This is a genomic window from Acinetobacter sp. CIP 64.7 (genome assembly GCF_000369745.1).
GTDB classification, from domain to species: domain Bacteria; phylum Pseudomonadota; class Gammaproteobacteria; order Pseudomonadales; family Moraxellaceae; genus Acinetobacter; species Acinetobacter fasciculus.
Genome location: NZ_KB850179.1, coordinates 1,761,465 through 1,782,700, shown reverse-complemented (window position 1 = coordinate 1,782,700; position 21,236 = coordinate 1,761,465). Strand labels below are relative to the sequence as shown.

Sequence of the window (21,236 nt, the reverse complement as noted above, 5' to 3'; positions counted from 1 at the left end):
TCTTTAAGACATAAAAAAAGCCTGCATCATTTCAGGCTTTTTTTATCATGTTCTAAAATCACGGAGATTTATTTAGCAATCCGCCAGACGGCAAGCACGCTTGCGAGCACAATCAGAATCACCGACACAAACCATGGTGAAATAATTGCAATCGCCAGCAGAATGGCCATGACGCTGCCAAACATCCAGCTGCGTTTTTGCTGATGTTCCATTTGCAGGCGCATGCTTTGTAATTCATTGAGCTGTTTGGCATGCCATGCCGACTGGTTTTTTAAACCATTTAAGCTGTCGATCATCAGGGTCGGTAAATCCTGCGCCCCTAAAAGCAGATCCGGGATTTTCTGTCCCAGTTCTTTTAGGTTCTTTTGCGGATTCATCTGGGCCTTGATCCAGTCTGTCAGGATCGGTTTGGCCAGACTCCAGATATCCAGTTCAGGATATAGGTCGGTTCCTAAACCTTCGACATGCACCAAAGTTTTTAGCAGCAGCATCAATTGAGGGGGAATTTCGAGATGGAAACGACGAGCGATATCCATCACTTCAATCAGAATGCCGGCAAAATCCAGTTCATGCATCGGTTTTGAGACCATTGGCCCCACACTGCGGCGCATTTCACGAGCCAAAGCATCCTGATCAGTCCCCGGTGGAATCCAGCCAGCCTGATGCACCACCTGAATCAGCTGCATAAAGTCGCTGTTCATGACCGCTAGTAGCATGCGTGCTACGGTCATCTGGTCGTGTTTGGACAGTTCGCCCATAATCGCGCAGTCCAGCGCAATAAAACGCGGATTGGCCGGATTGATGGTTTCTACAAAGACATTTCCCGGATGCATATCGGCATGGAAGAAGTTATCGCGGAACACCTGGGTAAAGAAGATGGTCAGGCCTTTACGCGCCAGATCGGCCCGATCCATGCCCAGCCGGTCAAAGGTCGCGATATCTGAAATCGGCACCCCGGTAATGCGCTCGGCTACCAGCACGTCTTTGCTGTCCATATAAATTTCCGGCACATACATCATGCTCGAGCCGGTAAAGTGATGGCGCATACGGCGGGTATTGTCTGCTTCCAGCGTCAGATCCAGCTCATTCAGAATGATCTGGCGATAGTCCTGAATGATTTCTGATAAATGTAGGGCACGTGCTGCTTCCAGACGTTTTTCCAGAAATTGACCGAGCCATTCCAGAATTTCAAAATCCTGCAAAATCTGCTGGCGAATATTCGGGCGGGTGACTTTAACCACCACTTCACGGCCATCATGCAGGGCAGCCGTATGCACCTGAGCAATCGAAGCTGCAGCCAGTGGCTGGGTATCGAAACGCGCGAATAGGGTATTTACATCAGCTTTCAGGGATTCCTGAATGCGCATCTTGGCCACGTCATTATCAAATGGCTTGACCCGGTCTTGCAGTAACACCAGTTGCTGTAAAACTTCAGGTGGAATCAGGTCACGGCGGGTCGAGAGCAGTTGACCGAGCTTGATCGCCAACGGCCCCATTTCTTCTAAAGCCAGTTTCAGCTTGAGCGGATTTTTACGTTCACGACTGGACCAGGCAGCCGGATGCATCCGGATGAGGGACAGCACATGCCGGGATTTTTCTGGTAATTCTTCCGCAGGAAACAACGTGTCGAGTCGATAGTGCGCGGCGATGCGCCAAAGTTCGAGTAAACGTGAAACATGCGGAATCATAAAGCTGTGTACCTAGTCTTGAGTAGAATTGTTGGAGGCATCAATTTGAGCCTGAAGCTGATGGATTTTTGCTTCAACCCGATCTAAATTTTGATTCAGGATACGGGTGTCCTGATTCAGGTCATCCATTTGCCAGCGGGGGGCAAACAGACCGCTGTCTTCTTTTAAGGCATCTTCGGCAAAAAATAATTGACTTTGCAGGGTGCGTTTTAGCTGCTTGGGCAGCAGTTGCAATTTACCAATTTCATGTGCCAGTGTCGGGCTAACCCAAGGGCTTAAGTGCGCCGCCAGATCCAGTTCCGCCTGTTGCATGATGCGCTGGATTTCCTGCAATAACTTGTAGTCGCCTTGTAGGGGGATATTACCGACTTCATCGGAAAGCAGCAGCTTGAGTAATTCCACCACATTGCTGACCTGCAAGGTTGCGGTCGCTTCGGTGACTGTCAAGGAACTTGCGTCAAATGGACGTTGTTCAAAGACTGAAGGTGTTTCGGTATGACCGGTTGCCGTTGGTTCCAGACGAACTTTACCTTCATCAAAAAACACATCAACCGAAAGCTGCGGCGAGGCGATTACCACCCGCAGCATTTTACCGGACAGGGCATTCAGCTGGATGCGGGTAATGGCATCCAGATCAATCACATGATGAATCACGCGTTCAATAGCACCGAGTGCCAGAATTGACCACATAGGCAAGGAACCTTAAAGTTTGAAACCGCGGTGAACTGCAACAATCCCGCCAGTCAGGTTGTGATAGTCACAATTCTGGAAGCCGGCATTTTCCATCATGCCTTTCAGGGTGCGCTGGTCCGGATGCATACGAATCGATTCAGCCAGGTATTTATAGCTTTCTGCATCATTGGCAATGATTTTGCCCATGATTGGCAATGCCGTGAACGAATAAAGGTCATACAGCTTAGAGAATGGCTCAAACACTGGTTTAGAAAATTCTAGAACCAGTAAACGGCCACCTGGCTTAAGGACGCGGTACATTGCAGCAAGTGCAGCATCTTTATCGGTCACGTTACGCAGACCAAAAGAAATCGTTAAAAGATCGAAGCTGTTGTCTGCAAATGGTTCTAAGGTTTCGGCATTGGCCAGAACGAAATCGACATTGGTACAGCCCGCATCAATCAGACGGTCACGACCGACATTCAGCATCGATTCGTTAATATCAGACAGTACCACATGACCTGTCGGACCAACTTCACGGCTAAAGACTTTAGCCAAGTCGCCAGTACCACCCGCGATATCCAGCACATGCTGGCCACGGCGTACACCTGACATATTGATTGCAAAACGCTTCCACAGGCGATGAATACCAAAAGACATCAAGTCATTCATGATGTCGTATTTGCTCGCTACAGAGTGGAACACTTCTGCGACTTTCTGGGCTTTTTCTTCGCTGTTTACAGTTTGATAGCCGAAGTGCGTGGTTGAGCCGACGTTACCCGTATTGGCACCGCGTGGCAGATTATATTTGGGCACAGTACCCGTCACAGGCGTGTCAGTCAGACGTTGTTCTAAAGATTGTTGCTGACCTTGCGGGGTGCCTTGTGGAAGGGGTTCAGTTAAGAATGGGCTCACTTTGTCTGTCTGTTGTGCCGACTCGGGGGTAGGGGTAGGCGTTGTATTTTCATTCGACATTGGAGTCACTCCTAACATATCAATCGGGTTAATCTTGCATTGTCTGCATCATGACAGATTCTAAAGGCTTATTCAGCAATCATGATGCAATTGTTATGAATAATATACAGAAAAATTCACGCTTGGCAGAAATACTCATCGGGTATTTACTGAAATGGTAGCGGATCGCCAGAATGTACTTTCTCGATAATCTGGCGTTCGGTGGCAGTGAACGTGCGTACAAATTTTTCTGCCGATTTGAGTGGCTTCATGGCCAGAAAACCATCCTGCATAAATTCATACATTACCTGAAAGTTATATTTATTCGCCGCGCCCTTACACATTTTAAAGGCGGTATAGACCACAAATGAACGCATGTATTTATCCAGACTCATACCGAGCTGATCCAGCAGAGCCAACTGTTTCAGGCGTGCTTCACCCTGATCCAGCTTCAAATAGGTCAGGCGCATCATCTCGTCAGTTAGCGGTTCATGTGGATGATAATCCTGTAATAACTGAATCGCGACCTGTTCATCCAGTTGTACCGCCAGAATAGCCAGCTCTACGCCTGAGGTGCCGGTTTTAATGGCATTTTCCGGAATAACTTTTTCTGCTTTATGCGCATATTTCATCAGCCGGGCAATCTGTTCTGCCAGCGCATCAAAGTCAGCACCGCCGTAGAGACGGTTCAGGAAATATTCGGACATCAACAGGTTTTGTTTTTCAGCAAAATGGGCGCGATGGGTGCGCTGCATGCGGACTTTCTGCCAGGCCTGCACATCCTGTAAACGGCTTAAAATGTCAGGCCGGGTGTGATAAGCCAGTTGATAATAATGCGCTAACAGATCATCGAGTACGGCAAGTTTGGACATGAGGCTTCAATTATGATTGGAGGATGCAAGAATCTTAGAGGCTGCCGGACAATCCTGCTATGACAAATTGAACAGAGATCGGGCATTTGTATGTCAATCTGTTGTTTAAATGGCCAATTTAATCGTGTGAAAAACGTTGCCAGAGCTATTTTTGCGCTGAAACTCCTCGCTATACTGCAAACAGAATAAAAGATCAGGGTTGAAGATGCGTATGGAACAACCACAATTTCAGTTAATGGATGAAGATCAGCTGTCTGTCGAGCTGATTGATGCCCAATATAATTTAAAAAAGACCCGGGGCCAGAAAAATGCCAAAAGTCTGGTGATTCTGGTGAATGGCATTGAACTGGCCGGCAAGGGTGAAGCGGTTAAACAGTTACGTGAATGGGTCGATCCGCGCTATTTGCGTGTGAAAGCCGATAAGCCTCAGCTAGCCGGCCCGAAGCAGACCTTGTGGCAACCTTATGCACGTTTTATTCCTGCCGAAGGCCAGATCATGGTGCTGTTTGGTAACTGGTACAGTGATCTGCTTGGCAGTGCCATGCAAGCTGAAAGCCCGCTGAGTGATGCACAGTTTGATGAATATCTGCAAGAGATGCAGGCCTTTGAACAGGACCTGAAAAATAACCATGTCGATGTGATCAAGGTCTGGTTTGACCTGTCCTGGAAAGTCTTGCAAAAACGTCTGGATGCCATGGATCCGAGTGAAACTCACTGGCATCAACTGCATGGTCTGGACTGGCGCAATCGCAAAGAATATGACACCTTGCAGCGCCTGCGTCAGCGCTTTACCGAGGACTGGTTCATTATTGATGGCGAAGATGAGCAGCAGCGCGACCAGCAATTTGCCCAGTATATCCTGAGTGCCTTGAAACATTGTCCGGATCATCCCGCCAGAGCCAAGGGAAGATGGAAACAGGCCAAGATTCCCGAGCAGTTAAAACATCCTTCCAAGACTCAAGCCCAGCCAGAAGATTACAAACCGGAACTAAAAAAATTAACCGCGAAGGTCGCCAAAGCCATGCGTTCCGATTCGCGTAATGTGGTAATTCTGTTTGAGGGCATGGATGCTGCTGGCAAGGGCGGCGCGATCAAGCGGATTGTCAAAAAACTGGATCCACGTGAATATGAAATTCATACCATTGCCGCACCAGAAAAATATGAGCTGAGCCGTCCTTATTTATGGCGCTTCTGGACCAAGCTGCAAACCGATGATGATATCTGCATTTTTGACCGTTCCTGGTATGGTCGGGTATTGGTAGAACGGGTAGAAGGGTTTTCTAGTCCGGTAGAATGGCAGCGAGCTTATGCGGAAATTAACCGTTTTGAACAGAGCCTGGTCAAGCATCAAACGGTGATTGTGAAAATCTGGCTGGCCATTTCTAAAGAGGAACAGGCAGCACGGTTCAAGGCGCGTGAAGATACACCGCATAAGCGTTTTAAAATTACTGAAGAAGACTGGCGTAACCGGGAGCGCTGGGACGATTATCTGAAAGCGGCAGCCGATATGTTTGAACATACTTCGACCGAGGAAGCGCCTTGGCACATTATCGCGTCTGATGATAAACATACCGCACGGGTCGAAGTATTAAAGGCTATTTTAAAACAGCTTCAGGCAGAATAATCTGCCTGAAGTAAGAGTATCTAGAGGGCTGCAAAAATTCAGCTCACCCGGATTTTAACCTTGCGCCACCTGTTTTTGCTGGATATTTTTAGCTGCACGGTAGCATTCCTCTACATGTGCTTCAGCAATCTTTTTCATGACAAAATAGCCCAGACTTGCCGCCACCAGTTGGCCGCCCAGCGGAATGAATTTTGTGACTTGCTTTGTGATCACTTTCGCTGCAACATTGTTCAAAGATTTTTTAACTGCCGTACGTGCGACCACCAGACCAGAAAATTCTACGCCGCGTTTACGCAACTCATTCCAGTGCACCTGACGGGTTTTTGGATCATAGACACTGATCTGGTCAGGCGCCAGGCCGAAGCGGGCATTGATCTCGGGAATCAATTGCGACAAGATACCGATATCAATGACCACGTCCATAAACGGCACTGGAATAACCGCAGCACCGGCAGAATAATAGGCGCGTTTTTTGGTGAGTTCCAGGCACTCGGCGCGGATTTGTTCTAAATCTAGGCTCGGATCGAGACGTTCAGGAATTTTATCTAATTTCATGGGCACTACCTAAGCTCTATGTTGTTTTTTTCTATTCAAGCATCTTTAAGATGCTTTTTTCAAAGAAATTTTTCGACTGAAGTGTGGTTTTAAAGTGTCATAGAGCGCTCGGGATGTATAGTAAATAATCTTTATCGTTTTGTAGTAAAAACCACATTCAGCAGTTCAGGGGAACCAATGGCCATTCATGTTATTCAGAGTCAACGTATTGATGTGCTTTTGGATAGTATGCTGCGTATTGTCAACCAGACTGCCCGGAATCCATTTGAGGTGTTACAAACCCGGCACTTTATTGTGCCATCTCCGGCAGTAGAAACTTGGCTGACCCAGAAAATTGCCGAGAAAAAAGGCATTAGCGCCAATACCCAGTTTCATCACCGGATTCGCGCCTTTCAATGGACTTCCTATCAGTGGGTATTGAATGCGCCTAAAGAAGTGGAGCAGGTCCGTGAAGCCAATATTCCGCGCATTATCATCAAATGGCGCGTGTTTCAGGCGCTACGAAAATGCATTCTGCCTGAACAGATTCCTTTAGACGTCGATCATCCGCTGTATTCTATTGTGAAGCGGATTTATGACAGTGCTGACCGGCTGGAGCAGGGTACAGAGAAGCAGCTGAAAAAACAGAGCATGCTGTACTGGGTAGCCGAGCAGGTGTCGCGTTTGTTTAGCCATTATATGGATTATCGCGGTTATTGCGCGCGTAACTGTCCTCCAAACAACTGTGGTTGTCCGAGTAACTGGTTAGAGTCCTGGGGGCAGGATATTGCGCTCGATATCGAGCAAATGATCTATAGCCCCAAAGATGAAAATGGTCATGAGATGCAGGTGGCGGATTTTGTCAAGATTCAGGCGCGTGAACTGGAAGCTTGGCAACGCTGGTTGTGGCAGCATGTATTTCAGGATGATTATGCCAAAATCCTGGAGATTGAACGCCTGTATTGGGAGCGGCTGGAGAATGCAGAAACCCGCGCCCAGGCTCTAAAACGACTACCGGCCCAGATTGTGGTATTTAGCCTGCTGGAACTGCCACCCAGCCAGCTGGATTTTTTACGCCGTTTGGGGCAATACATTGATATCTATATTTTTCACTTCAACCCCTCGCAGGAATACTGGGCCGACAGTGTCGATCCGGACTGGAAAGCCAGGTTTGATTTGCAGCGGGAAGAGCGCTTTATTCAGCGTTTTGAAAAGACCCGTCAACGTAAACCGAATGATGCGGAAATAAAAGACTTCAGGATCAAGCAGCTGAACTTTAATGCCGAAGACCGGGAATCGCGGCATCCGCTCCTGACCCGATTCGGCAAGCAGGCACGGGATCATTTTTCTCTACTCTCTAAACTGTCTTCGGGGGAAGAGGGTCTCTGGGCCGATGTCTTTGTCGATGAATATCAGGACAGGCTGCTGGCCAAAATCCAGTCGGATATCCTGTATTTATTGGAACCTGAACAGCATCAATATGCTTTAAGCCCTGATGATGATTCGGTACAGATTCATGTCTGTCATTCTTCATTACGTCAGCTGGAAGTCCTCAAAGAACAGCTGATTCACTGGCTGGCTCAAGATACGAATGACGTGCCGCGTCAGCCGAGTGATATTCTGGTGTTGACGCCAAGTTTGAAAGAACTCGAACCGGCAATTCGTAGTGTCTTTGCGCCACCACCGCGTGAGCGCGAAACCGGCAGCAAACGCCTGCAGAAAGATAACCTGTATTTACCGATCCAGATTGCCGGGGTGTCGCGTCTGGATGTCAGTAATGCCTGGCGCGCGGTACTGGGCCGGATTCAGTGGGTACGGCGCCGTTTCAGTATTGAGGACTTCGCCGACTGGCTCAGCCTGAATGCCACCCAGCAGTATTATGGTCTGGACTATAGTCAGGTAGAACGGATGTTGCAGTTGCTGACAGATGCTGGCTTCAAGCGTGGACTGGACCAGCAGCATTTACAGCAAAGCCTGAGCGCAGGCGATGAGGATTACCGGTTTAGCTTTAAATTCGCGCTGGACCGTCTGGCGTTGGGTCTGGCGATTCCTGAACATACCCTATTTCAGGATACCTTGAGTTATGCCAAGGTTCTGACCAGTGATTTTCCCTTGATATCCACCCTGATCCGGATTTATCAGGATCTGGTAGAGCGCCGTGACTGGCTGACTTTGCATGAAACCGGACAGCGCACGCCAGTCAAAACCTGGCTGGAATATCTGCGCGCCGATCTGAACGAGTTCCGTGATGCTGGCGTGGAATCGCTCAAAACCGTTGCCGAGATTATCGACAAGCAAATGCGGATGCTGACCTTGGCCGATTATCATGACCAGGATGATCCTCATGCCAGTCAGGAACTGGTGGCACTCAGTCTGCCTCTGCCTTATGTGCTGGAAGAAATTCAGAATACCCTGGAGATGCAGCTGGATCAGGCCGAACCGACCGGACAGATTACTTTTAGCCAGATTGGTCAGATCCGGCCATTGCCTTATAAACTGGTGGTGATGCTGAATCTGGATAGCGGTAAATTTCCGAGCCGTAATCAACAGGTTCCGTTTGACCTGATGCGCAGCCTGAAGCCGCAACTCGGTGACCGTTCCCGTCTGGATGACGAGCAGGGCGCCTTTCTGGATGCCTTGCTGCTGGCACAGGAAAATCTATGGCTGTTCTATAATGGCTTTGATCTGGAGGATGGTGAGGCTCGCGATCCATCCACTGCCTTGCAGGAACTGGTTCAACATATCGCGCTGATCTGCCAGTCTGAACAGCCGGATGTCGAAGTCGATCCGATGGTGGATATTCATGGTCTATCGGTCGCTCAACATATCCAGCAGCTTTATCATGTACATCCCTTGCAGCCTTTTGATCCGGCCGGATTCGCAGATATGCAGACACCACGTTATCAGGATCAGTGGTTTGCAGTGGCAGAATATATCCGCAGCGCCGAAGGCAAACGCAGCAGCTGGATTAATGCACATTATCCGGCACTAGAACAAAAAGAAATCCGGGTACTCAAAGGTGATGAATGGATCCGCGATATGATTTTCCCGGCACGTCTATTCCTGAAAAGTGTCGGGGTTTCCACGATTCGCTATGCCGATTTGCCGAGTTCCCGGGAACCCTTATTATTGAACAAGCTGGAACAGTATCAGGTGCGGGATTTCCTGTTACAACAAGAGCAGGAGATTGAGCCAAACCTGATGCTAGACCGTTTGCCGGTGGGCAAAACCCAGCAAGCCACCTGGCTGGGCAGCCAGCAGGAACAGCAGTTATTGCAAGAACGTTTGCTACAGTTGGGCAAAGAACTGACGCCAGTCACCCAACAATCCCTGCAGTTCAGTCCTGAACTGATCATTCATATAAACGTGCCTCAGGTTCCACACAGCAGCTACTGGCTGAGTATGCAATCCTCTTCGGCCTCGGAAAAACGCCGTGCCCAGATCTGGCTGGAGTATCTGCTATGGCTGGCTTACTTGAATGACGATGCACGCTCACCAGAACTGGAGCGCATTGTCATTTTCAGTAATAAAACCCTGAAGTTTTCTGGCTTGAGTTCGAGCAAGGCACATGAGTATTTGCAGCTCTGGTTAAAGGCCTGGGAAATTGGTCAACAGCAGCCGCTGGTCTTGCCGGCAGAATTACTGATGAAAAAAGAGTGGCAGTGGGCCGAGAATGAACAGGGTAAAATGACTATTGTGGAAATGCCGGAATTGCTAAAGGCCTGGAACAACAGCTATGAGAGTGTCAAACCTTTGGCTTCGGATGAATCCAGTCTGCTGCATCAAGACTGGCAATTTATTTTGCAGGATCAGGATCCGGATCTGGCCTTGCAAAACTGCTGTCATGATTTTGCCCATGGCCTGTATGCGCCGATTCATCAACATCTGGAATGGGTGAAATAGCCGTATGACTTTCTTAAAGCAGCAGACGCAAACAGCCATTTCTACCAATCCGATTCAGGACATGAAGTTTCGGGGCCTACACTGGATTGAAGCCTCGGCAGGCACCGGCAAGACCTATACGCTATCCAGTCTGATGGTGCGGATTTTTCTGGACCAGTATTATCCGCATCAGGTGATTGCGACGACATTTACCCGTAAGGCCACGGCTGAACTGAAAAACCGGGTACGGCTTCGCGTCGAGGAAACGCTGGCTTATATCCAGCGTCATCAGCAGCTCAATTCAGTTGAAATCGCAGCAAAAATCCAGAATGAAACCGATCCTTTATTTCAGCAGGTACTGAAAGATTATGGTTCACGGCTGGATTATGCCCGTCGCCGTTTACGTCTGGTGCTAAACCAGCTGGATGAACTGTTTGTCGGCACCCTGGACAGCTTTAGCCAGAAACTGTTACGTGAATTTGCCTTTGAAAGTGGCAAGATTGAACGTGCAGAACTGACCGAAGATCAGGATCTGTATATTCAGCAGCTGATTCATGATGTGCTGCGTGACTGGATTCAGCAGCAGCCGCAATATATGGTCAATCATCTGTATGTTCAAAATCTGCTGAAACCGGTGGAGCATTATACCGGGCTGGTGCGTGATGCCCTGAATTTCAGCAAGCAGCATTTCCGCAAGATCGAACTGGCTGAATGTGACCTGAACAAATTGGAAGCCTGCATCAGTCAATTAGTGAGTATTCAGGAGCATGATCTTGCCGTCATGCGGCGTTATTGTCAGGAAAGTCCGAAGTATTTTCACAAGAGTTTTTTGACCAAGTTAACCGAAATTTGTGAAAACTTTATGACCTGGAGCGCAGCCCTGAAAAATCAGGGTGGCATGAGTTTCTTTGATGCTGAATTGCAGCCGATTTTACTGAATCTGTGCCATTTGCGCCGCAAGAAAACCGATTTCCAGCCGACCACTCAGGTCTTTAACAAAAGCTGTCCGGATGCAGAGCAGCAGCTGATTTTGCAACATCGTCTGATCGTGGCAATTGATGCGCTGTGTGAGGTCAAACAGTATCTGGATGAGCAGCTGCAACAGCTTACGACCTATCTGGAATTTCATATTATTCAAAGTGTGCAGACCCGTTTGCCACAAACCTTGCAGCAGCAGGGTGAAACCACTTTTTCCCAGCAAATTCGTACATTGGCGGAAGCATTGCAAGGCCAGCAGGGACAGCGTTTTGCCCAGTTTGTACAGGCACGTTATCCGCTGATTCTGGTCGATGAATTTCAGGACACCAATCAGGATCAGGATGATTTGCTGGCCAAGATCTGGCGTGATGCCAACCGGGTGCAGTCCGGCTGCATGATTATGGTCGGTGATCCGAAACAGGCAATTTACGGTTTCCGTGGCGGCGATATGCTCACCTATAACAAGGCACATGCCGATGTGTTGCATAAACAGGGCCGCGAATATACCCTGATGCAGAACCATCGGTCAGTCAAACCACTCGTAGAAGTGGTTGATGCGCTGTTCCAGCGGCAAATGGATTTTGGCGAACAGGTGCAGTACACCTTGATTCAGGCCGGTAGTCGCCCGCATCCAGATCTGGTCGATATGGGCAGGATCAACCCGCAGCCTTTACGATGGATTCAGCTAGGTGAATCGGACCTGGAGGCAGACCAGGTGGCCTGGAAAATCCGTGCATTGCTGAATCAGTCTGCCCAGCAGCAACTGTACTTTCAGCAGCAAGAGCATCAGCAAAGCCTGAGCGCAGATGATATTGCCGTGTTGGGATTTGGGCATTTTGCTCTGGAACAGGTGAAGCAGCGTCTGCAGCGTATGGGCATTCCCTCCTATAAAGAATCCAAACAGAGCGTGTTTGCCAGTACCATCGCTCAGGATGTCGCGGCCGTATTGACGGCGATTATGGATCCTTTCAATGAGGCCAAGGTCAAGCGGGCTTTACTAACCCGTCTGCTGGGCTTCAATCTGAAAAAACTGATTGATTTGCAAAGCCAGAGTGAAGGCCTCAGTCGCTATATTGCGGATCTGGATATAATTCGGGAAATGTGGTTTGAGAAAGGCTTTTTGACCGCCTGGAATTATGCACTGAACCTGTTTCAGGTCTGGACCAATCTGGTGGCCAGTCAAAGTCTGGACAATGAGCGGGTGGTGGTCAATCTGCGCCATCTGACCGAGATGCTGAGCCAGCAGAGTGAATATTATCAGGGGGCGCAAAAACTCTATCACTGGTATTTGCGCCAGCTTCAGTCACCTTCAGGCAAGGACAGCGAAAAAGAACGCAAGCTGTCTGGGGATCATGGGGTGCAGCTGATGACCATTCATGCCTCCAAAGGGCTGGAATTTAAAGTGGTGTTTTTATTGGGAGCAGATGCTGCTTTTGATGTGAATAAAGGCAATCTGAATTTTTCCCTGTCTGCGCCTGAACAGGACAACATCCTGGAACAATCCCGGGTGATTGCAGTGAATCACAAGAATTTACATGAGCAGGCGATTCTGCAGAATGCAGCGCGTAATGCTGCCGAAAACCACCGACTCTGGTATGTGGCGCTGACCCGTGCCAGTCACCGGGTATATGCCATGCTGCAGGACCAGAACGCACAGTCTGATTCCGGGCTGGCCTTCTGGCGTGGTCAGGGAGATCAACTGTTTCAACATGCTTTAAGTCTGGTCGAGCCGCCTCTGTCTCAGGAGCCACCGCGCCTGGTCGAGCAGTCGAACCATCATCAGGTCGACATGCGGGCGCAACCTTTGCCAGAGCGGCAGTTTTATCCGCGAACCAAAACCAGTTTTACGGCTTTGTCACAGCATCAGCTACATGGACATATCTTGCAGGACGATCTGGTCACGGCTTATGAACAGCCCGACAGTGCTGCCGATGAAATTCATTTTACCGGTCTGGAAGAACAGCCAGCAGCTGTGCCTTTAGACTGGATTAGGCTGAATTTTCCTAAAGGCACCGTAGCCGGAACATTCTTGCACAGCATTTTTGAACATATTGATTTTCAGGACAGCAGTTACTGGAATCTGGAAATCCGGCGCCGTTTTAAAAATACCGCACCGCAAATCTGGCAGGAAATGAAAGAAAAATTTGAACAGGCTTTTCATATACGTAGTGTACTGGAACAGGCTTTTTCCCTGCATTATCAGGCCGCTGTGGTGAATCTGCGAACCTTGTTTCAGGCCACAGCTCAGGCAGATTTCAAAGCCGAGGAATTGCGTCATAGTATGCAGCGCGTATTGTCCAGCCTGAACTATAAGTTATTGACCGGAATTCGCCTGCATGACCAAAGTGAAGTTTATCGCCAGCAATGGCAGCAGCTGTTTCACTCGGCACAACAGCTCGAGCGTTCAGCTCTGCTGGAATTTTTAGGTCAGTTTCGAGTGTATTTCGATGGGCTGGAGGATGACTCCTTTATCCAGTTTTTTGAACAGGAAGTGGCTCAGCTCACACGCCCTGCAAGTACTGAATCACTGAATGTGGACAATATTTTCCAGACTGCATTTGATGGCTTGCTGGACGAGATCACAGAAGATATTTTGCTGAACCTGATGCATGACTGGGTACATGACATTCTGGCCACTCCGATTCAGGCAGATTTTGCCTTGGCACAGCTGGAGGCTAAACAGTATCTTTCAGAATTCCCTTTTTATCTGTCCTTGACCGATGCCCCTTTGCAGATTCGGCAAATCCATCAGCTTTTTCTCGAACATGACATGATCATGAGCGATTTTAATGAGGCCAAGTCGGCACGTTATCTGACCGGTTCCATCGATCTGGTGTATTTCGATGGCCAGCGCTACCATATTGCCGATTATAAAAGTAACTTCCTCGGACCTGATCAGCAGCACTATAGTGCTGAAGCCATTCAGCAGAATATGAGCCAGTCCAGTTACTGGTTGCAGGCCGCTTTGTATCTGGTGGCGCTGCATCGGTACCTGAGTGCCAATATGCAGACTTATTCGATTCAGCAGCACTTGGGCGGCGCGACCTATCTGTATTTACGTGGGATGAAGGGACAGGTCCAGCAAGGAGCCTATCATTGGCAACCGGACTCTGAATTTATAGAAAAACTGGATCAAATACTGGGCTATTTTGAGCAGAAAAAATCAGCATGATTTTGCGATTTTATAAGATATATAGAGATTAAACATGAAATTATCCTGTGGATAACTTTGAGGATAACTGTGTGGAAAATGAGCAGAATCACGTGTCGCAGCAAGACTCCAATTTAATGGCCTGGATTGACTATTTGTGTCAGCCGCCGTTTAGTACGGCTACATTTGATCCGGCAGCAAAATTCTTGATTCAGCAACTGCTTGAGGCGATACAGGCAGGGGATAGCTGTATCGAAGTTGATCCTCAGCAGGTTGCCTTATTGCATAATCTGGTTCTAGACCGCCGTCAGCAGGGTGCAGGAATTGCACCATTTATTTTTGTAGATCAGCATTTATATCTGTACCGCTATTGGCAACTGGAACAGGCAGTAGCCTCACATATTGCTCGGATTAAAGCCCAACCGGTTGCCGCTATTGATTTATCCGAACGTGATCGCAATTTATTGTCAGATCCACAGCAAAAATTGGCACTGGAAATGGTTGCGCGGCAGGCGCTGAATATTATTAGCGGCGGTCCGGGTACCGGTAAAACCTATACCTTGGCGCATATGATTGCGGTCCTGCATGAAGCCTTGCCAAATATCCGGATTGCCATGGCAGCACCTACCGGAAAGGCCGCACAGCGCATGAAAGAAGCACTGCAAAAAGCCTTGCACAGTGAAGCGTTACAACAGTTTGAGCTAGAACAATTAAAACAGTTACAACCGGTCACCCTGCATCGCTTATTGGGTCTGGGCACTCGCGGACAGCCACGCTTTCATGCCAAGCAGCCTCTGCCTTATGATGTGATCGTGGTCGACGAAGCCTCGATGCTGGATTTAAACCTGTCACAGATGTTACTGGCCTCCGTACCGTCTCATGCACGGCTGATTTTACTCGGTGATGCAGATCAGCTGGCCTCTGTGGATGTGGGAACGGTATTGGCAGATTTACAGCAAGTAGCGACTCTGGAAGATAACCGGGTCAATTTAATCACCACGCGGCGTTTTGCGCCTGGAGCCAGGATTGGCGCAATGGCGGAGTTTATCCAGCAGAATCATCAGCCTTCTCACGTCTTGCAGAAATTTGAGCAGCAGATTGTGGCAGCCAGTGAGTTACAGGCGATCGATTTGGATCAGGTGAAGATCGACCAGTTGCAGTTACAATACCTGCTCGCTGGTGCCGAACAGACCGCGCATAATTTGAATCAGTATTATGACCAGCTGATGTATGGTTATCAGGCTTATGTACAGGCCATAAAAACAGAACGAAACTCAGCTGATTTTGAACACTATGTGCAACAGGTGGTCAAAACTTTTGATGATTACCGTATTTTAACGGCAATCCGTTCTGGTGATCTGGGGCTGCTCAAGATCAATCTACAGATTGAGCAACGTTTTCTAGCAGCCCAAGGTCAGTTGAAACAGGGCGACTGGTATGTCGGACGACCCGTCATGATGAGCTATAACGACTATCAGTTGGGCCTGGCCAATGGTGATATTGGTATCTGTTTTTTACGTGAGCAGTCTGGTCAACGTCAGTTTGAAGTGTATTTCCCGAGTCTGGAAAAATGGGTATTAGCCACCCGTTTACCTAAAAGTATTGAAACCGCTTTTGCGCTGACCATTCACAAATCTCAAGGTTCAGAATTTTCCCATACGGCCGTGGTGCTGGATCAATATGCAAAAAATTTATTGAGCAAAGAGTTGATTTATACTGCAATTACTCGAGCCAAAAAAGTGGTCAGTTTACTGGTGGATTGTGATGCTTTTACACAGGCACTTTGTGTCAGAACTACCCGGAAAAGTGGTTTGGGCCAAAAAATCATTGAACAATCTAGTAATTTAATTGGCAAAAATAATCAAATCTTGTAGGTAAAAGCTTACAAGGATTCAGGAAATTGACGCATAGAGCTTTTGCTCAGTTTTTGAGAAGATTGGTTCTACAAAATAACTCAACACGGAAAGTTGAGCATAATCGCATAATGATAATAATAATGTCGGTAGACAGCGAACTTACAGTGAAGTAAGTGAAAGAGGAAACTTACAGCCGCTAAGCCTTGTAGTTTTGGGAGAGACTACAAGGCTTTTTTATATCCTGATTTTTTTATAGGAAGCTTGCTGGATTTTTATCCTAATTTCTTAGCAAAAATTTTCAGCGCTAGCCAGTAAACTTAAGTAAATAGCGTTAAATAAAACGAGAGCTGTGTAACATTATGCAAATTTTTACTCTGTGATGTACGAAATGGCTTACAGCAAAATGAGGCAAATACCTCTAGTTGTCTGGTGGGAATATGGCAAAATCTACCACACAAGGAAGATGATTTTTCAACAGGATGTTTGAAAATAATAATAAGCGTAAAACGCCATAATAATACAATAAATAATAATGATAAGAGAAAGAACTACAGCGCCAAAAAGCCCGAGTTTACTCGGGCTTTTTTTTATCCATTTTTTATGGAGAGCAGCGGAAGATTCAAGCGAGCTAAAGGGTTTGTTGGCTTTTCAAATGAATTTCTATATTTAATTCATCCTGGATTTATTTCATGAAAATAATGCAAAACCTGAATCTTTGAGGGACAAGAGTCATCGAATCTGAACTGCATCAATGAGCGACCAAAACCATGCAAAAATTTGGATCTATTTTTGCAATTTGATGCGTTTTCCCTTAAAATATGCAACTTGCTGTAGTGATGCACGGCAGTCAAGGTTTTGAATTCTCATCACTTTGATTTTTATCAAAATATATAAGCATCTCGGAGAAATCGAATGGCTTTAACTAACGCAGATCGCGCAGAGATCATGGCTAAATTCGCTCGCGCTGAAAACGACACTGGTTCACCAGAAGTTCAAGTAGCTCTTTTAACTGCTCAAATCAATGATTTACAAGGTCACTTCAAAGAGCATAAACACGACCATCATAGCCGTCGCGGTCTTATCCGTATGGTTAACCAACGTCGTAAACTACTTGACTACCTTAACGGTAAAGACCACGGTCGTTATGTAGCATTGATCGGTGCTTTAGGTTTACGTCGTTAATTCGATTTAAACTTTATTTTCGGGTGTATTGCATGCTTTGTGCTGTATTACTGAAAACTAAAGTCGGCTTAGCTTTGCGCTAAGCCAGTGGAAGGGGCGAATGTTTCGCTCCTTCTTTGTGTTTAAAAATAGTATTTAATCTGGTGAGGTCGGCTTCTAAGCTTTGTCATTTACTCGTCCATATGGTCATGAATGCCAAACCTTAGGGGTCTCCACTAGAATAATTGTTCACAAGAACTAGGAAAAAATAAAACATGTCAATGTTTAATATTATTCGTAAAGAATTCCAATTCGGTCAGCACAACGTTATCTTGGAAACAGGTCGTGTTGCCCGTCAGGCAAACACTGTTGTGATCACCATGGGCGGCGTACAAGTACTTGTCGCTGTTGTGGCACAGCCTAAAGCAAAAGCAGGTCAAGATTTCTTCCCATTAACTGTTAACTACCAAGAAAAGCAATATGCTGCTGGTCGTATCCCGGGTGGTTATGGCAAGCGTGAAGGCCGTCAGTCTGAAGCTGAAACTTTGATTTCACGTCTGATTGACCGTCCAATTCGTCCGTTGTTCCCAGAAGGTTACTTCAACGAAATTCAAGTAACAGCTACTGTGATTTCTTCTGATAAAACCATGGATGCTGACATTGCTGCAATGTTAGGTACATCTGCTGCATTGTCTATCGCTGGTACGCCTTTCCGTGGTCCGATTGGTGGTGCGCGCGTTGGTTTAATCAACGGTGAATACATCCTGAACCCAAACCTTGAACAACTCAAAGAGTCTGATCTTGATCTTGTTGTTGCGGGTACTGAAACTGCAGTATTGATGGTTGAATCTGAAGCGAAAGAGCTTTCAGAAGACCAAATGCTGGGCGCTGTTTTGTTCGGTCATGACGAAATGCAAATTGCGATCCAAGCGATCAAAGAATTTGCTGCAGCTGCAGGCGCGGTTGAATCAACTTGGGTTGCTCCAGTTAAAAATGAAGAACTTCTTGGTAAATTGAAAGAAGCATTCGAAGCGAAAATCTCTGAAGCGTACACGATTGCAGTTAAGCAAGACCGTTATGCGGCACTTGACGCGCTTTATGCAGAAGCAGTTGCACAGTTCGTTCCTGAAAATGACGAAACGGGCATTGCAGAAGAAGTAAATGAGCTGTTCGAAGACCTTAAATATCGTACTGTACGTGACAACATCCTGTCTGGTAAGCCACGTATCGATGGTCGTGATACTAAAACTGTTCGTGCAATCGACGTACAAGTAGGTGTTCTAGATCGTGCACACGGTTCTGCATTGTTCACACGTGGTGAAACTCAGGCCTTGGTCACAACGACTTTGGGTAATACACGTGATGCGTTGATGGTGGATACCCTTGCAGGTACCAAAACTGACAACTTCATGTTGCATTACAACTTCCCTGCATACTCTGTAGGTGAAACGGGTCGTGAATCTGGTCCTAAACGTCGTGAGATTGGTCACGGTCGTCTGGCACGTCGTGGTGTTCAAGCTGTACTTCCTGCTGCTGATCGCTTCCCGTACGTGATCCGTATCGTATCTGACATCACTGAATCTAACGGTTCGTCTTCAATGGCGTCTGTATGTGGTGCATCACTTTCTCTTATGGATGCTGGTGTTCCACTTAAAGCACCAGTTGCAGGTATTGCGATGGGTCTAGTGAAAGAAGGCGAGCGTTTCGCAGTTCTTTCTGACATCTTGGGTGATGAAGATCACTTGGGCGACATGGACTTTAAAGTAGCTGGTTCTGCAAACGGTATTACTGCGCTACAAATGGACATCAAGATCGAAGGTATCACTGAAGAGATCATGGAATCTGCATTGAACCAGGCTTATGCGGGTCGTATGCACATCTTGAATGAGATGAACCAGGTGATTTCACGTGCGCGTCCTGAAATTTCGATGCACGCACCAACATTCCAGGTGATCAATATCAACCCGGATAAAATCCGTGATGTGATCGGTAAAGGTGGCGCGACCATTCGTGCGATTACTGAAGAAACTAAAGCGGCGATCGATATCGAAGATAACGGTACAGTTCGCGTATTTGGTGAAACTAAAGCGGCAGCGCAAGCTGCAGTGGCCAAGATCCAGGCACTTACTGCTGAAATCGAGCCAGGTACAATCTACGTAGGTAAAGTGATCCGTATCGTTGAATTCGGTGCGTTCGTGAATATCCTGCCAGGTACTGATGGCTTGCTTCACATCTCTCAAATCTCAAACGAACGCATTGCGAACGTGGCAGATGTATTGAAAGAAGGTCAAGAAGTGAAAGTACAGGTTGCGGATGTTGATAACCGTGGCCGTATCAAATTAACGATGAAAGACATCGAACAAGTTTAATCGTTAAAATATTCACATGGGAAAACTCATGTGAATAACAATAAAAAAGCCCTGAGCTTGGTCAAAATGTTTACTTTGGCTGGCTCAGGGCTTTTTTATGCCTTCAATAAGATTCTGCTACGCAAATAAAGACTGATTGGATTGCTTAAGTCTGCGGCTCGGCTCATAATTTTAAGACGGATAGATGGGGAAGGCCTACTAGCTCTATCCTGCAACAACAAAAAGCAGAATTGTGAATAGAGAATTGTCTTAATGCAGGTTTATTATTTTTACCAACATCCGACCGAACATCATATTTTTGTACAAAAAGAGCCTATTGCTCAAGCCGAACCTGAATTTATCTGGATCGACTATACCCGGGCAGATGTGGTTAATCGGGCTGAGACTTGGCAAAAAGAAATAGAACAGCAGACCCATTTATACCTAAACGAATTGCATGTAAACGATATTCTTAATTTAGAACATCCTTGTGTATTTGATAGCATGGATGACTATGAGCTGCTTATTTTTCGCAAGCTGATTACCCCGGATGATGACATCGAGAGCGGTGAGCAGGCGCTGGAACAGCATGAAAAAGTGTTTGGTCTGGCGACTACTCCGATTAGTTTTATCATGACTCCTCAAGTGCTGATTACAGTACGTGAGCAAGGCAATAAAGCAATAAAAAATTATATTTCCCGTATTGAAACCCATGTGATCCGTTCCACTCAGGAACAAAATAAGTCACGAAAACTCCCGATGACCCCGCTGGATTTATCGTTACGTTTACTGAATAGCATGGTGGATGGTTATTTGGATTTACGTGTGCCTTTAACCCGACGGGTTGAATTCTGGCAACAGGAGTTATTACAGGGGCATCGCCGCTTTACCAAATGGAACCAGTTATTGCAAGAAAGCATGTCTTTTCAACAAGTGGAAAATCTCTGTGAAGAGCAAATTGATACCTTGCAAGAACTGCGAGATGAAATTATCGATAATTATCCGCACTTGAAAGGCAAGAAGAAGTCGGAACGACAGGATATTATGCTGGTCCGAATGAATGACCTGGTCAGCCATGTAGAGCGCATCCAAAAACACACTGTTCGTTTGCGTGCCTCGATTCAGGCGGCGATCGACCTGCATTTTTCAGCCATTGCCAATCAGACCAATGAAAATATGCGCATCTTGGCGATAATTACCGCTATTTTTGCACCGCTGACCTTATTGACCGGGATTTACGGGATGAACTTTGAATTTATTCCGGGGGCGAAATCTCCTGTCGGGTTCTGGAGTATGTTGATGATCATGTTCATTAGCACGGTATTGCTGGTGTATTATTTCTATCGCAGACATCTGGTCGGTCGAGGGGAGCGCAGTGTGATTGATCTACTGGCACAACAGCATAAGAATCAACACGTGAATCTGTTCTGGTTCCTTGACTATGAGCCGATTAAGCAATCAGTGAAAGAGACCATGAAAGAAGTTGAAAAGCTGACCAAATTAAAATAGAGCTACC

General features: G+C 47.0%; 12 protein-coding genes. 7 read left to right on the top strand and 5 right to left on the bottom strand.

From position 1 onward, the window contains the following. Nucleotides 1–68: 68 nt before the first annotated feature. From F890_RS15045 to F890_RS15030, 4 genes are all read right to left on the bottom strand, one after another. Complete coding sequence (locus F890_RS15045; RefSeq protein WP_004729335.1) at nucleotides 69–1,688, bottom strand: ABC1 kinase family protein; 1,620 nt, start codon at nucleotides 1,686–1,688, stop codon at nucleotides 69–71. 12 nt (nucleotides 1,689–1,700) lie between these two features. Further along, complete coding sequence (locus tag F890_RS15040) at nucleotides 1,701–2,378, bottom strand: ubiquinone biosynthesis accessory factor UbiJ (protein WP_005102869.1); 678 nt, start codon at nucleotides 2,376–2,378, stop codon at nucleotides 1,701–1,703. Nucleotides 2,379–2,390: 12 nt separating this feature from the next. Continuing rightward, nucleotides 2,391–3,335 carry a bifunctional demethylmenaquinone methyltransferase/2-methoxy-6-polyprenyl-1,4-benzoquinol methylase UbiE gene (gene ubiE / locus F890_RS15035; RefSeq protein ID WP_004647333.1) on the bottom strand — a complete coding sequence of 315 codons (945 nt, stop codon included), beginning with the start codon at nucleotides 3,333–3,335 and terminating at the stop codon, nucleotides 2,391–2,393. Between the two features lie 146 nt (nucleotides 3,336–3,481). Continuing rightward, the gene (locus F890_RS15030) at nucleotides 3,482–4,186 is read right to left on the bottom strand and encodes a DUF8198 family protein (protein ID WP_004647334.1); all 705 of its coding nucleotides are present in this window, start codon (nucleotides 4,184–4,186) and stop codon (nucleotides 3,482–3,484) included. A gap of 205 nt (nucleotides 4,187–4,391) precedes the next feature. On the opposite strand from F890_RS15030, the gene F890_RS15025 reads away from it, so the two are divergent. Continuing rightward, nucleotides 4,392–5,810, top strand: coding sequence for a polyphosphate:AMP phosphotransferase (locus F890_RS15025; RefSeq protein ID WP_004729341.1), 1,419 nt, complete (start codon nucleotides 4,392–4,394; stop codon nucleotides 5,808–5,810). 54 nt (nucleotides 5,811–5,864) lie between these two features. Here F890_RS15025 and F890_RS15020 read toward each other — a convergent pair whose 3' ends face one another. Next, the gene (locus tag F890_RS15020) at nucleotides 5,865–6,365 is read right to left on the bottom strand and encodes a hypothetical protein (RefSeq protein ID WP_004278581.1); all 501 of its coding nucleotides are present in this window, start codon (nucleotides 6,363–6,365) and stop codon (nucleotides 5,865–5,867) included. A 177-nt stretch (nucleotides 6,366–6,542) separates the two neighbouring features. Between F890_RS15020 and F890_RS15015 the strand changes: the two genes are divergently transcribed. The 6 genes from F890_RS15015 (at nucleotide 6,543) to F890_RS14985 (ending at nucleotide 21,229) form a co-directional block, all read left to right on the top strand. After that, the gene (locus F890_RS15015; RefSeq protein WP_005102871.1) at nucleotides 6,543–10,247 is read left to right on the top strand and encodes an exodeoxyribonuclease V subunit gamma; all 3,705 of its coding nucleotides are present in this window, start codon (nucleotides 6,543–6,545) and stop codon (nucleotides 10,245–10,247) included. 4 nt (nucleotides 10,248–10,251) lie between these two features. Beyond that, nucleotides 10,252–14,376 (top strand): UvrD-helicase domain-containing protein, encoded by a 4,125-nt coding sequence (locus F890_RS15010; protein WP_005102873.1) that lies wholly within the window; start codon nucleotides 10,252–10,254, stop codon nucleotides 14,374–14,376. 71 nt (nucleotides 14,377–14,447) lie between these two features. Continuing rightward, nucleotides 14,448–16,229 (top strand): exodeoxyribonuclease V subunit alpha, encoded by a 1,782-nt coding sequence (gene recD / locus F890_RS15005; RefSeq protein ID WP_005102875.1) that lies wholly within the window; start codon nucleotides 14,448–14,450, stop codon nucleotides 16,227–16,229. Nucleotides 16,230–17,123: 894 nt separating this feature from the next. Then, the gene (gene rpsO, locus F890_RS14995) at nucleotides 17,124–17,393 is read left to right on the top strand and encodes a 30S ribosomal protein S15 (protein ID WP_004278577.1); all 270 of its coding nucleotides are present in this window, start codon (nucleotides 17,124–17,126) and stop codon (nucleotides 17,391–17,393) included. A 260-nt stretch (nucleotides 17,394–17,653) separates the two neighbouring features. Continuing rightward, nucleotides 17,654–19,741 carry a polyribonucleotide nucleotidyltransferase gene (gene pnp, locus F890_RS14990; RefSeq protein ID WP_171058372.1) on the top strand — a complete coding sequence of 696 codons (2,088 nt, stop codon included), beginning with the start codon at nucleotides 17,654–17,656 and terminating at the stop codon, nucleotides 19,739–19,741. 252 nt (nucleotides 19,742–19,993) lie between these two features. Then, nucleotides 19,994–21,229, top strand: a complete 1,236-nt coding sequence (locus tag F890_RS14985; protein WP_005267559.1) for a magnesium transporter CorA family protein — start codon at nucleotides 19,994–19,996, stop codon at nucleotides 21,227–21,229. The last annotated feature ends 7 nt before the right edge of the window (nucleotides 21,230–21,236 follow it).

What these genes read in the sequence shown, in the direction of transcription:
- F890_RS15045 (WP_004729335.1), bottom strand. Translation starts at nt 1,688, where the DNA reads ATGATTCCGCATGTTTCACGTTTACTCGAACTTTGGCGCATCGCCGCG.
- F890_RS15040 (WP_005102869.1), bottom strand. Translation starts at nt 2,378, where the DNA reads ATGTGGTCAATTCTGGCACTCGGTGCTATTGAACGCGTGATTCATCAT.
- ubiE (WP_004647333.1), bottom strand. Translation starts at nt 3,335, where the DNA reads ATGTCGAATGAAAATACAACGCCTACCCCTACCCCCGAGTCGGCACAA.
- F890_RS15030 (WP_004647334.1), bottom strand. Translation starts at nt 4,186, where the DNA reads ATGTCCAAACTTGCCGTACTCGATGATCTGTTAGCGCATTATTATCAA.
- F890_RS15025 (WP_004729341.1), top strand. Translation starts at nt 4,392, where the DNA reads ATGCGTATGGAACAACCACAATTTCAGTTAATGGATGAAGATCAGCTG.
- F890_RS15020 (WP_004278581.1), bottom strand. Translation starts at nt 6,365, where the DNA reads ATGAAATTAGATAAAATTCCTGAACGTCTCGATCCGAGCCTAGATTTA.
- F890_RS15015 (WP_005102871.1), top strand. Translation starts at nt 6,543, where the DNA reads ATGGCCATTCATGTTATTCAGAGTCAACGTATTGATGTGCTTTTGGAT.
- F890_RS15010 (WP_005102873.1), top strand. Translation starts at nt 10,252, where the DNA reads ATGACTTTCTTAAAGCAGCAGACGCAAACAGCCATTTCTACCAATCCG.
- rpsO (WP_004278577.1), top strand. Translation starts at nt 17,124, where the DNA reads ATGGCTTTAACTAACGCAGATCGCGCAGAGATCATGGCTAAATTCGCT.
- pnp (WP_171058372.1), top strand. Translation starts at nt 17,654, where the DNA reads ATGTTTAATATTATTCGTAAAGAATTCCAATTCGGTCAGCACAACGTT.
- F890_RS14985 (WP_005267559.1), top strand. Translation starts at nt 19,994, where the DNA reads ATGCAGGTTTATTATTTTTACCAACATCCGACCGAACATCATATTTTT.